At 40.7% G+C, this 12592-nt stretch carries 13 protein-coding genes; 7 read left to right on the forward strand and 6 right to left on the reverse strand.

Annotated elements, in window-relative coordinates; genetic code table 11:
* Positions 1-2: 2 nt before the first annotated feature.
* From CH362_RS14620 to CH362_RS14635, 4 genes are all read right to left on the reverse strand, one after another.
* Positions 3-647: a leucine-rich repeat domain-containing protein gene (locus tag CH362_RS14620; RefSeq protein ID WP_100711063.1), complete on the reverse strand. Its 645-nt coding sequence runs from the start codon at positions 645-647 to the stop codon at positions 3-5.
* Positions 644-2875 (reverse strand): phosphoribosylformylglycinamidine synthase subunit PurL, encoded by a 2232-nt coding sequence (purL, locus tag CH362_RS14625; RefSeq protein WP_100711064.1) that lies wholly within the window; start codon positions 2873-2875, stop codon positions 644-646. The genes CH362_RS14620 and purL overlap by 4 nt, the downstream gene beginning before the upstream one ends.
* A 70-nt stretch (positions 2876-2945) precedes the next feature.
* Positions 2946-3425, reverse strand: a complete 480-nt coding sequence (locus CH362_RS14630; RefSeq protein ID WP_100711065.1) for a flavin reductase family protein — start codon at positions 3423-3425, stop codon at positions 2946-2948.
* Between the two features lie 55 nt (positions 3426-3480).
* Entirely contained in the window at positions 3481-4971 is a 1491-nt protein-coding gene (locus tag CH362_RS14635) for an amidase (protein WP_100711066.1), read from the reverse strand.
* A gap of 214 nt (positions 4972-5185) precedes the next feature.
* Between CH362_RS14635 and CH362_RS14645 the strand changes: the two genes are divergently transcribed.
* Positions 5186-6145, forward strand: a complete 960-nt coding sequence (locus CH362_RS14645) for an ankyrin repeat domain-containing protein (protein WP_100711143.1) — start codon at positions 5186-5188, stop codon at positions 6143-6145.
* A 147-nt stretch (positions 6146-6292) separates the two neighbouring features.
* Entirely contained in the window at positions 6293-8005 is a 1713-nt protein-coding gene (locus CH362_RS14650; protein ID WP_100711068.1) for an HsdM family class I SAM-dependent methyltransferase, read from the forward strand.
* Positions 8006-8011: 6 nt separating this feature from the next.
* On the opposite strand, the gene CH362_RS14655 is transcribed toward CH362_RS14650, so the two are convergent.
* On the reverse strand, positions 8012-8437 hold the full coding sequence (locus tag CH362_RS14655) for a MarR family winged helix-turn-helix transcriptional regulator (protein WP_008594860.1): 426 nt from the start codon (positions 8435-8437) through the stop codon (positions 8012-8014).
* Positions 8438-8455: 18 nt separating this feature from the next.
* A complete protein-coding gene (locus CH362_RS14660) occupies positions 8456-8920 on the reverse strand; it encodes a MaoC family dehydratase (RefSeq protein WP_100711069.1) in 465 nt (154 codons plus the stop codon).
* A gap of 514 nt (positions 8921-9434) precedes the next feature.
* Between CH362_RS14660 and CH362_RS14665 the strand changes: the two genes are divergently transcribed.
* Genes CH362_RS14665 through CH362_RS14685 form a run of 5 tightly spaced genes read left to right on the forward strand, consistent with a single transcriptional unit; the run spans position 9435 to position 12585 of the window.
* Positions 9435-9812 carry an NADH-quinone oxidoreductase subunit A gene (locus CH362_RS14665; protein WP_036089115.1) on the forward strand — a complete coding sequence of 126 codons (378 nt, stop codon included), beginning with the start codon at positions 9435-9437 and terminating at the stop codon, positions 9810-9812.
* Complete coding sequence (locus tag CH362_RS14670) at positions 9803-10363, forward strand: NADH-quinone oxidoreductase subunit B (protein ID WP_100705410.1); 561 nt, start codon at positions 9803-9805, stop codon at positions 10361-10363. Before CH362_RS14665 ends, CH362_RS14670 begins: the two co-directional genes overlap by 10 nt.
* Positions 10360-10881 (forward strand): NADH-quinone oxidoreductase subunit C, encoded by a 522-nt coding sequence (locus CH362_RS14675; RefSeq protein ID WP_100711070.1) that lies wholly within the window; start codon positions 10360-10362, stop codon positions 10879-10881. Before CH362_RS14670 ends, CH362_RS14675 begins: the two co-directional genes overlap by 4 nt.
* A gap of 10 nt (positions 10882-10891) precedes the next feature.
* Complete coding sequence (gene nuoD, locus CH362_RS14680; RefSeq protein ID WP_100711144.1) at positions 10892-12106, forward strand: NADH dehydrogenase (quinone) subunit D; 1215 nt, start codon at positions 10892-10894, stop codon at positions 12104-12106.
* Complete coding sequence (locus CH362_RS14685; RefSeq protein WP_100711071.1) at positions 12106-12585, forward strand: NADH-quinone oxidoreductase subunit NuoE family protein; 480 nt, start codon at positions 12106-12108, stop codon at positions 12583-12585. The genes nuoD and CH362_RS14685 overlap by 1 nt, the downstream gene beginning before the upstream one ends.
* Positions 12586-12592 lie beyond the last annotated feature (7 nt).

Consider the following 12592-nt stretch of genomic DNA (forward strand, 5'->3'; position numbering starts at 1 on the left):
GATTAAAATTCTATCTTCACTTTAGGGAGAAGTTTTCTTGCAGATTCTATTTGAGAAGGTTTTAAACCTGTTTCTTTTAAGATCAGAAGTCTTAGTTTAGGATGGCTTGCTAAAAATCCAAAGTTTTTAGGAAAAGACGCGATCTTTCTATTTCTTGCCAGATCCAAAACTTCTAATTTTGGAAATCCCATTATAATATCTATATCAGATTCTTTGAATTCTATCTTATTGGAATCCAGATAAATTGTTTGGATAGAATTTGAAGGTAGTTCTGTAGGAATTCCAACAAAGTCGTTATTTCCTGCGAAAAAAAATCTAAGTTTAGAAAGTTGGGAAAGAGATGCAGGAAGTTTTTCTATATCATTCCCATAAATATTCAAATGTTCTAAATTACTCCAGTCTCCTGCATTTTCAGGAAGAGAAGTAAGCTCGTTCATTCTAAGATCCAGCCATTTCAGGTTTGGAAAATTAAATAGAGCAGGAGGAACTGTTCCAAGTTTTCCTAAACCCAAATCTAATTTTTCGATAGAGGTTGGGTTTTTAGAAGCCTCATTTAATATTTCAGAAGCAGGACGTCTGCAATCGGAAATAATGAAAGCGGCACAAAGGATTAAATAGGCGATACCGATTTTTTGAATGGATCTCATTTGAATATTTCCTCTAAACCGGATTCATAAACCGATTTTAGTTCGTTTGAAGAGGTGGAAATTCCGTATCCTTGTATCTCGAGTTTAGGATCTGATTCTACCGTTCCAATGGAGTAGAAGTCCAGACCCTTAGAACCAACAAGGGATTTGATACTTTCTTCTTTCCCTTTTTCGTAACCGATCAGAACAGAACCAGAACTCTCTCCGAAAAGTGTAAGATCTTTTCTGGATTGTTTGATTGTGTTTAAGTCTGCCTTAATTCCGAGACCGGATAGTATTACAATTTTTGCAAGCGCTACCCCAATGCCTCCGAGAGAAAGGTCTTTTGCAAAAGATAGGCTTCCATTCTTTCTGAGAGAAACCAAAACTTCTAATAATGATTTTTCGTCTGCAAGATCGAATTTAGGGATCTGTCCTTGGACTTTGCCTAAGAAAGCTTTTTGGTATTCGCTTCCACCTAAGCTTGGGTTAAATTTACCGATTAGAGCTAAACTAAGTCCTGCTTTTTTAGGAGCTCCCCAGACTGCTTCCTTCTGTTTATCCAGAATTCCCACCATTCCAATGGTTGGAGTAGGGAAGATCGGGCCTTCAGGTGATTCATTATAGAAGGAAACGTTTCCTCCTGTGACGGGAAGTCCTAAAAATCTACAAGCATCTCCCATTCCTCGAACACATTCTGAAAACATATAGTAGTTTTCTGGAATATAAGGATTTGCAAAGTTCAGATTATTGGTTACGCCTAAAGGTTCTGCACCTGTGACAGCTACGTTTCTTGCTGCTTCACAAACTGCAAGTGCTGCTCCCCAATATGGATCTAAATAGGTGAATCTGGAATTACAATCTGTCGCAGTGGCCAATGCCATATCGGTATCAGGGATTGCGGATAGTCCTCCATCTGCGCCTGGTCCGATCAGCTTAACTAGGCCAACCTCAGTATCATACTGCTCAATGATCGGTTTTCTAGAAGATATATTCCAAGAATTTAATAGTTTAAGAAGTTTTTTGCCTGATTCATTTTCCTGCAGATCAGGAGTTGAATCAGGGGTCCAAGAAGAAACTTGGTCCAAATACGCAGGACGTTTTGTCTCTCTCACATATCTAGGAGCGCCTCCGCCTAGGACTAAAGTATCTGCCGGGATCTTAGCTTTTAGATTTCCATCTTTATAAACTTCTAATAGTCCGGTATCGGTAACTTCTCCGATTTGAACTGCGTTTAGATTCCATTTTTTGAATATAGCAACAAGCTCTTCTTCTTTCCCTTTTTCTGGGATTACCAGCATTCTTTCTTGGCTTTCGGAAAGCATTGCTTCATAAGCATTCATCCCTGTCTCGCGGAAAGGAACCAGGTCCAGATTGATCTTCATTCCGGATTTTCCCTTTGCACTCATCTCAGAAGTGGCGCAGGAAATTCCAGCAGCACCCATATCTTGGATACCTATTAAAAGTTTTTTCTGGATGGCTTCGAGAGATGCTTCCATCAGTAGTTTTTCCATAAATGGATCTCCTACTTGGACTGCGGAACGTTTTGACTCTGATTCTTTTGTCAGATCTTTAGAAGCAAAGGATGCACCGTGAATACCGTCTCTTCCTGTAGTGGAACCAACGATAAATACCGCGTTACCCACCTTTCCTCCAGTGGTTGCGCTTGCCATTTGATCATGTCTGACGATTCCGACAGTCATCGCGTTCACTAAAGGGTTCTTAGAAAAACATTCGTCTATAAATAATTCTCCACCTGAGACTGCGATCCCGAGTGAGTTACCGTAATCTCCGATACCTTTGACTGCTCTGGATAATAAATATTTATTTCTAGGTTCGTCAGGGTTACCAAATCTAAGAGAGTTTAGAGATACGATGGGTCTTGCTCCCATTGTAAAAATATCTCTCATGATCCCGCCTACTCCAGTTGCTGCACCTTGGTAAGGTTCCACTGCAGTAGGGTGATTATGACTTTCTATTTTGAAAACAACTGCCAGTCCTTGGCCAATGTCCATGGCTCCGGCATTCTCTTCTCCTGCTTGGGCCAAAAGTTTATCAGACTTTGTAGGAAGAGTTTTTAATTGAAGAATAGAATTTTTATAAGAGCAATGCTCCGACCACATTGCGGAGAAAATTCCGAGTTCTGTGGAGTTAGGGAGTCTGCCTAGGATTTCCTGGATTTTGCTAAATTCTTCTGAGGTAAGACCGTGTTCGAGAGCGTCTTGGAGGGAGACGGATTCTTTTTCCATTACGGGACCAGTTTTTCTGACTTGGCCCCCACTGAAAACTACTTTAGGGCGGAAATACCGTCTTTAGGGTTCAGATATTATAGTAGTTCCTACGGTAATATAAAAGAGGCCTTTTAGAATCGTCGGATACTGCGAATAACACTCTTCCGATCACTATGGTATGATCCCCCCCATCTACTTGTTTTTCCAGCTCACATTCTATCCTGGCTAATGTGCCGTTTAAGTAAGGCACTCCATTATGCCCTAGGTCGCAGGCTAACTTTTGGATCAGTTCATGTTTATCTATTTTACCGGATGCGAATTGGTTGGAATATTCCTGTTGGTCTGCAGACAGAATGTTCACAGTAAACAGACCGGAAGCAAGCAAAGGATCATGGCTCGATATATTCTTCTGGAGGCTAAAAAGTACCAAAGGTGGATCTAGAGAAAGTGAGCTAAAACTGCTAACAGTCAATCCTCCGGCTCTAGTGGTGTCGGAAAAAGTAACCACAGTTACCCCGGAAGCAAAATGAGAGAGTGAATTTTTGAATTCGTCCGTGCTGAAAGACATAGTTATTAGATTGTTTCTCGATCCTATTTGTAAAGTGAATTGTCTTAAAAAATCCTTAAGACTTCTTAATATCTGCCCAAGGTCTTTCTTTTTCCAATTGTCCTGCCAGTCGGAAAAGTACATCTTCTCTTCCTCTTTTGGAAGTGAATAACATTCCAATCGGTAGACCGAGAGTCGTTTTGGAAAGTGGAACAGACATGGAAGGTTGTCCCGTAAGATTTGCCAACTGAGTAAAAGGAGTTCTGGATAGATTTTTTTCTACAAGTTGGTCTACCATACCACTGGCTAATAGTAATTTTCCAGTTCCTATTCTTCCGATGATTTGCATTGCAATTTCTTCATATAGTTTAGGTGCAAGTTCTCCAATTTTAGCAGGAGGTTCTGCAGTGGTAGGGGTCAAATATAGATCATAATTTTCTAAAAAGGATTCTGAGATATATGCGGCTTCATCCCAATAACGGATCGCAGATACAAATTCTCCGGCGGAAATAGATCTTCCGAGTAATCCTAAAATCCAAGTAGTGGATTCTACATCTCCCATTTTTGCTTTTCTGCCCAATACTTTGTCTAAGCGAGAGATTTCAGAAGCAACTTCTCCGAAATACATGGTCACATATGCTTTTGCTAAACGTTTTCCATCCACCTGGGGAGAACTTTCTTCTAATTTATGGCCCAATGATTTTAGGAGCTTTACTGTGTCGTGTAACGCGTCTATATGATCTTGGTTGACTGGAGTTCCAATAGGAGAAGTGAAAGAATACGCGATCTTTAGTTTGCCTGGTGACTTCTTCGCTTCGGATAGATAAGAAGTTTTATTTTTATCCATGGAGAACGCTTCTTCTATCCCAACTCCTGAGACTAAGTCCAAAACTGCAGCGCTGTCTCTGACTGATTTAGTAAGAACATGATCTTGAGAAGCGCCTTGCCAAACTCTTCCGTAAGGACGGACTGGAACTCTTCCTCTAGTTGGTTTTAATCCGAATAGTCCACAATATGCAGCTGGAATTCTGATAGATCCACCACCGTCCGAACCTGTTGCAATAGAACTCATTCCGGATGCGACTGCAGCTCCTGAACCACCGCTAGATCCTCCCGGAGTTCTTTCTGGATCCCAAGGATTTCGAGTAGGCCCATGAAATTTTGGCTCAGTAATTCCCATCAAAGCAAATTCAGGAACATTTGTAGTACCTATAAAAACAAATCCTGCATTTCTGAGTCTGGAAACAAAAACGCTGTCATCGGATGGAATGTAATTTTTGTAAGCCTTGGAACCTGAAGTGATCTTTTGTCCCTTCACATGATGTAATAAATCTTTAATAAGAAGTGGAACTCCGTAAAAAGGTCCCTTAAGTATCTTACCGGATCTAAGCTCTTCTCTTGCTTTGTCGATTGTGTTCAAAACAACTGCGTTCAATTCAGGATTAAATCTATCTATCTTTGCTTCAGAAAAATCTAATAATTCCTTGGGTTGGATCTTCTTCTTTCGGATCAGATCTGCGAGGCCGATACTATCATAAGAATCGAATGGAAATTTTGTATTACTCATATTCTTCCGCCAGAATGGATTTAGGACTCGGTCGAAGGGGCAAATCCAGAAGAATACTGGGAACCATTTACCGAATAAAACGCTCTAAGGGAGAGAGGCATAAAGCTTGGCTCACTTGGGTCAAGGATATTCCCCAGCCGAAGGGAATTTTCATTTATAGAATCGCAGCTAAAACCAGGATAGGTAAATATTGGTGTTCGGAATAATGGATATAATGGCAAAATACGGCAAACTTAGACGCGGAAGCTGGGCTGTGCTCGTTTTCTTCTTCAGTTTGGCGATCGAGGCCGATACCGAACTGGACAAACAATTTTTATCAGCGGTAAAAGAAGGGGACCTTCGTAAGGTAGAGTTACTTCTGAACCAAGGCGCCACAGTGGATGCTAAGGATGATGATGGGCGCACAGCGATCATGCTTGCAGATGGTGAGGACGTAGTTGAGTTTCTCATCAAACACGGAGCAAATATCAATGCTCAGGATGTGGATGGGAATTCCGTATTATTCTATCGTTTAATCCCTATCTTAAAAGTAAAAATTCCGGATATGGACGATCTTGCTGAGGCAAAACGACTGATTGAGTCCGGTGCATTGGTGGAATATACCGCTCGAAAGGGAGAGGATCAAAAACCAGTTTCTCTTCTCAATATGGCGATCCGGAACCAAAGTCTTGTTTTAGTAAAATTTTTGATAGAGAACGGTGCTAACCCAAATCATGATCCAGGTGGGATCGAAGAATATCCTCTATTCTTAGCAGTGGGAGGCGCGTCTTCTCCTTCTAATTTGGGAATCGCAGAATATTTATTAGCGAACGGTTCAAAAGCAGTGTTCACTAGCAGATTGAAAGATGTGCACACTCCTAATGGGACACATCAGATCGGCGCGAGAAATGCATTTCATTATGCTACAGAACCTAAACAAACTGATCTAAAAATTTTGGATGTTTTAGCTAAGGCCGGGACAAATCTAAATCATAGAGACGCAGAAGGAAAAACTCCTCTCATGGAAGCCATCCAGAGAAAAAATGTTTCTGCAGCACAGAAATTGATCCAACTAGGATCTGACCTTACACTTGCGGATAATCAAGGTAAGACGGTACTAGATCTGGCAAAAGAATATCATCTGGATGAAATAGAGCGGGTTTTGGCCGAAAAACTTTCCTCCAAGACACAATAATACAAAATCTTCTTAGTATACAGTTTTTAGAGTATACCCAAGCGACTTTTCGGTATACAATGCTTTTTTCTAAAAACCTCTAACAATTGTAAGGTTGTCGTGTAGATTCGTCGTCATATCAACGTTATATAGGCGAAAATTTCTTTCATGATCGTTCCATGCGAAGACAAAGTTGATCCACCACAAGAAGAACCAGATCCTAAGACAAAAGAAAAAGCTTTAGGGCAATTTTTCACGCCTTCTGCTTTAGTGAGCCCAATGCTGGAATGGATTTCTGAAACCAAAGCTGTTTTAGAAGGAAAAAAACTTAAAGTCTTGGATCCAGGAATGGGAGAAGGAATTTTTTTCCAAGAATTCCAGGATCATTTTCCAAAATTAGATAGCGAGTTTCACGGCTGGGAGATCGATCCAATACTACATGAGAAATGTATACAAAACTTGGAGAAGGCAGGGATCTCAAAAAATCGTTTTCACTTAGTGTTAGGGGACTTCCTACAAGACGAAAATAAAGAAAGCTACGATATCATTCTCTGCAATCCACCCTATCTTCGATTAAGCCATTCTAAACATGGAAAAAAAATGATCCGTCAATTCGCAGAGGACATTAAAGAAGAGATTCCAGGTACTGCTAACCTCTATGTTTTCTTCTTACTTCGTATACTAAGGCTTTTAGCGCCCGGAGGAAGAGCTTCTATACTTGTACCTTACGAATTCTTGAACGCTGGATATGGAGTTCCGATAAAAAAAGCGATCATTCAATCCGGATATCTTCGCCGTATACTTATCTTAGATTCTTCTTGGTCCTTGTTCACTGGTGCAGTTACTTCTTCCTGTATACTGTTCTTAGAAAATTCAAAAGAGAAGGAAGAAGGTTTTCTTTGGTCAAGGACCTCATCATTCATTAAAGGAGAAAGTATAGAACTTTCCGAGATGACCTGGAGAAAGATCCGTCCTGATGCGGAGGCAAAATGGACTAGATTATTGAGCGATGACTCGGAACCGGTACAAAATATAAAAAATGATGATAAAAATTCAACTAACAATAATTATGTGACTATGTCCGAAGATAATAGTCACGGTTGGGTCCCTATCAAGGAATTCGGAAGTTTTAGGAGAGGAATCGCGACAGGGGACAACGGATATTTTCTTTTATCCGAAAAAGACGCTTCGAACTTATCTATTCCTCGAAACTATCTTAGATCTTCTATTCCGAAAGCTCAGTACGCACTTTCTCCATTTTTTACCGGAGATGATTGGAATACTTTGAAGTCTCAGGGAGCCAAAGTATGGCTTTTAGATGCAAAAGAAGTTCCTAAAACTAATGAACAAGAAGGTATTAACAAATATCTGGAAGAAGGAATAAAAAGAGGTGTTCCTAAACGTTTTCTTCCTTCCAAAAGGAAACCTTGGCATTCTCAGGAAAACAGAGGACCTTGCAGGATCTTAGCTACTTCTTTTCATAGGGAAGAAGTTAGATTCGTGTTCAATCAAAGTCCTGCAGTTCATCTCACCTGCTTTCATGGATTTTCTGCAAAACCTGAATACGCTCATTTTGAAGAATATTTATTTGCTTATCTAATCACTCCTCATGTCCGCAAAGAGTTGGAATCAAGAACTAGGGAATACGCTCAAGGATTACGAAAAGTAGAACCTGGAGATTTGAATTCTCTTCTCGTACCTGATTTCAGAAAATTAAAAGAAGCGGAGAAGGAGAAGATCGGAAAATTACTCCATAATTATAGGAATATGATCCGTCCTTGGACTCCGGGCCGCAGACAAAAAGGGGAAAAGGGAATCAGAAACCCAGATGAAGAAGCAATACTCAAAAGTATTGAGACTGAATTCTTAACCGGGTTATAAGAGGAATTACTTTAAGTTTTTATAAAGTTTATCTAAAAGCCGGACTAGATCTTTTTTTTCTGGCTCCGTAAAACCTTTATAAAGACCTGCAAGTAATGATCTGGAGATCCCAAGCATCACAGGTCGGATAGAGTAAGCCTTGCGAGTAAGTTGCAAATTGACTACCCTTTGGTCTTGGGTGTCTCTTACTCTTTCCACATAACCTAAATCTTGCAGTTTGTCCACAAGTGCAGTCAGAGTGGATTTGTCTCTGTCTATCATCCGAGCAATATCCTGCATCGGAACTCTTTTGGACATTGCTAATGCAAATAAAATGTCCGCATGGGTAGTGGTCAGCTGGCCCAGGCCCTTGTCCTTCAGTTCCGAATTCAAACGTCTATGGAATTCGTCCCTGATCCTAGAAATCAGATAAATGATCGTACGAGGATTCATGTTAGAATGCCTTGCCTATCAGGCGAATTGGTAGAGATAGATCACTTCGCCGATTGCAGCAGGTTTTGCGGCACCTTCTACTTCGAAGCTAAGCTTCAGGGTCATTCTTGCGGTCCCTCTCAGGTCCTTTAATTCTATAAGTTCTGCTCTAAGTTTAAGCTTGGAGCCCACCTTAACAGGATCTAAAAAGCGGAGTTTTTCCATCCCGTAGTTGATCCCCATTTTAATGTTCCTTAATTCTAAGATCTGACTCAAAAGGTAAGGAGCCATAGAAAGTGTAAGATAGCCATGAGCGATTGTGGTCCCAAAAGGAGATTCTTTTGCAGCTCTTGCAGGATCAGTATGGATCCATTGGTGATCCAAAGTTGCGTTTGCGAATGTATCGATTTGTGCCTGGGTGATTTCGTGAGCGTCGGATACGCCTAGTTCTTTTCCTTCATAAGCCTGTAGTTCTGCGAAGCTGGAGAGTACGAGTTTAGCCATTTGATTTTGTCCCTGTCAATGCTAGATCTATATGTCCAATAACTTAAGGTCTTAAATAGTTTTGTCACCAACTTTTTATGTAAAACTAGAACGACTGTTCTGTTCGATAGCCAAAGTTTTCACACGGAGAGAGGGAGTTAAAAGAGGCACTGGGAAGATTTTTCACACAGAGGCACAAAGACACGAAGGGTAGAATTTTAAAATTAATAAGATTTTCAGACCTTCTTCTCTGAGGCTCCGTGTCTCCGTGTGAAAGTAATCCCTGTGTCTTTCTGTGAAACTGAGATACTTTAAAAAAACTTAAAGTTCTTTTTGAAACTTAGAACAGTCGTTCTGTTTTTACGGTGATAACTCTGTGTCTCTGACAACGGTATTGAAAGACGTTCTCATTTCGAAAAAAGGAAAATTGTAAAATTCGAAAATGATAGAATCCGGTCTTCCGACCTCTTGTAAAGGCCCCGTTCGGGATTTTAGATTGACATAGGTGAGTAATCGCGTTTGATAGAAGTTAGATATGGGAAGTTCGCCGGACCATTTAGGCCCCCTGCTGATTCAATTCCTCCTGGGAGTAGGATTCTCCGCTCTCATACTCGGACTCGCGTTCCTTCTAAACCCCAAAAAAAAATCAAAACCTCATGACACTTTCGAATGTGGGGTACCTTATTATGGGGATGCAAAGGGATTATTTAATATCAAGTTTTACTTGGTAGCTGTTCTGTTTATACTTTTCGATATAGAAGCGATCTTTCTTTTCCCGTATGCCGTGAATTTAAAATCATTCAAAGAGGCGGGACTTGGGAATTTTCTTCTGATTGAGATGTTTGTTTTTATTTTCACCCTCGTGGTTGGACTGTATTATATTCGGAAGAAGGGGGCCTTAGAATGGGATTAAACGAACAACTCGCTCAACCCGGATCGTCTTACGGAGATTCTTTTCAGATCGCTACGGTAGATTCCGTAATCAACTGGGGAAGAAGTTATTCCTTATGGCCTTATCCATTTGCGACTGCATGTTGCGGGATAGAATACATGAGTACTGCCTGCGCGGATTATGATATCGCCAGGTTTGGTGCCGAAAGACCTTCTTTCTCTCCTAGACAAGCTGACATGATCTTAGTTCTTGGGACCATCACTTATAAAATGGCTCCGGTGCTTCGTGAAATTTACGATCAATTGGCTGAACCAAAGTTCGTGATCAGTTATGGAGCCTGCGCTTCTTCTGGTGGAATGTTCCACGCGTACTCCGTTTTACAGGGAATCGATCGTATTCTTCCTGTGGATCTATATGTTCCAGGTTGCCCTCCTAGACCAGAAGCACTTTTAGATGCTGTAATCAAACTTCAGGAAAAAGTAAAAACCCAAGGGTTAGAAGCCAGAAGACAGGAAGTAATGGATAAGATCCGGGAAATGAACGAAAGAAACAAACCCCTGGTCGTCCAATGAAAGAAACAATCCAAAGTTTCCTAAAAGACAAATTCTCTCATTTTATCTCCAAGGAAGAAGAAATACTCACAAATCTTCCTACATTCTTCTTAAAGCCGGAAGGAATTGTTCCGGTTCTTTCTGCTTTAAAGACAGCACCTGGGATTGAACTGAATTATTTAAATGATCTGACTGCGATCGATTGGTTGGGTAAAAAAACGCCAAGATTCGAAGTCTGTTACCTTCTCCGCTCCGGAAACAAATCCTCCACAAGAGTACAATTTCGCGTGGCATTGGAAGAAGATGAACAAGTCCCAAGTATCATAAGTATCTTTAAAGGTGCGAATTGGCCGGAGAGAGAAGTTTACGATCTATTCGGTATTCGTTTTGCAGGACATCCTAGAATGGATCGTCTTATCATGCCTGATAATTTCCAAGGTCATCCATTAAGAAAAGATTATCCTTTGGAAGGTTTTGGCCAGGATTATCTGGTAGAAGACCTTCTCACCATTCACTTAAAAGAAGATATGGAGGCTTAAGATGGCAGCGATGTACGAAAAAACCGCGGAACATTTCAGCCTCAAACAGAAAAAACTCCCAGAAGGACATCTTCTTGTGAACCTGGGACCTTCTCACCCTTCTACTCACGGGATCTTACAGAATGTGATCCAATTAGATGGAGAAAGAGTGGTGGATGCAGAATCTGTGATCGGCTATGTGCATCGCAGTTTCGAAAAATTAGGAGAACGTTATACTTATAATCAGTTCTTAGTTTGTACAGACAGAATGAATTACGTATCCACTCCGCTTAATAATATCGGATGGATCCTCGCTGTCGAAAAAATGTTAGAGATAGAAGTTCCTGATAAGGTCACTTACGTTCGTATGATCGTCTCCGAACTTTCTCGCGTGATGGATCATATTATCTGCAACGGTATCTTGGGTGTGGATCTTGGTGCATTCTCTGGGATGTTACATTTATTCCATCATAGAGAGAATATCTATCAGGTTTTGGAAAAACTCACAGGTGCAAGACTTACCACTACATTCTGCAGAATTGGTGGACTCGAAAAAGATATTTATCCTGAATTCGAGAAGGATGTTAAGACTATCATCAAAGGTCTTCGTCCTGCGATTGAAGAGTTTCAGTCATTACTCGTAAATAATAGGATCTTTATAGATAGAACGGAAGGTGTGGGAGGTATCTCTGCAGAAGATGCTATTTCTTACGGTTATTCAGGTCCTAACTTAAGAGCAGCAGGAGTTCCTTGGGATATTCGTAAAGACGATCCTTATATGTTCTATGATAAAGTGGACTTTGATATTCCTGTGGGAGAGGACGGTTCCGTTCTTCATAGGACTCTTGTTCGTATGGAAGAGATGAGACAATCCCTTCGTATCGTAGAACAACTTATTAACGGCCTTCCTTCTGGTGCTCATCATGCGGACATGCCTCATATCTATCTTCCTGACAAGAGCAAGGTTTATAAGAATATGGAAGAGTTGATCTACCATTTCAAATTGATCATGCATGGTATTAAAGTTCCTAAGGGAGAATATTATATGGCAACCGAGGCTGCTAACGGCGAGCTCGGTTTCTATATTGTTTCCGAAGGGGAGAAGTCCCCTTGGAGAGTGCATGTGCGTAGGCCATGTTTCTGGTTTTATCAATCTTTCCCTGAATTAGTAAAAGGTTCACTTCTTGCAGATACAGTCGCTACTATGAGTTCTATGAATGTGATCGCAGGGGAGTTGGACTGTTAATGAGTTATCAATTTTCTTCGCAATCAGTTGCAAGACTAGATAAACTACTGGAGATGTTCCCAGATAAAAGGAGTGTGATCCTTCCTGGGTTGTACCTCCTACAAAAAGAACAAGGTTTTGTAGATAGAGAAGGAATGGAAGCTCTTGCAGATAAGATAGGCTCTCCAATTTCTCTCGCTCAAGTATATGGGGTTGCTACCTTTTATACCTTGTACAATAAAAAACCTGTTGGCAAGTATCATATCCAGATTTGTGGAACTTCTTCTTGTTATATGAGAGGGAATGATAAGCTCGAAAAACATATTTGTTCTCGTTTGGGAATAGAATTGGGAGAAACAACTTCCGATAAAAAATTCACTTTAGAAGAAGTGGAATGTCTGGGTGCATGCGGTTATGCTCCAATGGTCCAGATCAACGATGCATATTATGAAAATCTAACGTTCGAAAAAATGGATGAGATCCTGAAGGATTTAACCTAAGGGGAAA

The sequence above is a fragment of the Leptospira saintgironsiae genome (genome assembly GCF_002811765.1).
GTDB classification, from domain to species: domain Bacteria; phylum Spirochaetota; class Leptospiria; order Leptospirales; family Leptospiraceae; genus Leptospira_B; species Leptospira_B saintgironsiae.

Bases quoted from the DNA above. Each gene is read 5' to 3' on its own strand.
- CH362_RS14635 (WP_100711066.1), bottom strand. From the start codon at position 4,971: ATGAGTAATACAAAATTTCCATTCGATTCTTATGATAGTATCGGCCTC.
- CH362_RS14660 (WP_100711069.1), bottom strand. From the start codon at position 8,920: ATGGCTAAACTCGTACTCTCCAGCTTCGCAGAACTACAGGCTTATGAA.
- CH362_RS14665 (WP_036089115.1), top strand. From the start codon at position 9,435: ATGGGAAGTTCGCCGGACCATTTAGGCCCCCTGCTGATTCAATTCCTC.
- CH362_RS14650 (WP_100711068.1), top strand. From the start codon at position 6,293: ATGATCGTTCCATGCGAAGACAAAGTTGATCCACCACAAGAAGAACCA.
- CH362_RS14655 (WP_008594860.1), bottom strand. From the start codon at position 8,437: ATGAATCCTCGTACGATCATTTATCTGATTTCTAGGATCAGGGACGAA.
- CH362_RS14685 (WP_100711071.1), top strand. From the start codon at position 12,106: ATGAGTTATCAATTTTCTTCGCAATCAGTTGCAAGACTAGATAAACTA.
- CH362_RS14645 (WP_100711143.1), top strand. From the start codon at position 5,186: ATGGCAAAATACGGCAAACTTAGACGCGGAAGCTGGGCTGTGCTCGTT.
- purL (WP_100711064.1), bottom strand. From the start codon at position 2,875: ATGGAAAAAGAATCCGTCTCCCTCCAAGACGCTCTCGAACACGGTCTT.
- CH362_RS14630 (WP_100711065.1), bottom strand. From the start codon at position 3,425: ATGTCTTTCAGCACGGACGAATTCAAAAATTCACTCTCTCATTTTGCT.
- CH362_RS14675 (WP_100711070.1), top strand. From the start codon at position 10,360: ATGAAAGAAACAATCCAAAGTTTCCTAAAAGACAAATTCTCTCATTTT.
- CH362_RS14670 (WP_100705410.1), top strand. From the start codon at position 9,803: ATGGGATTAAACGAACAACTCGCTCAACCCGGATCGTCTTACGGAGAT.
- nuoD (WP_100711144.1), top strand. From the start codon at position 10,892: ATGTACGAAAAAACCGCGGAACATTTCAGCCTCAAACAGAAAAAACTC.
- CH362_RS14620 (WP_100711063.1), bottom strand. From the start codon at position 647: ATGAGATCCATTCAAAAAATCGGTATCGCCTATTTAATCCTTTGTGCC.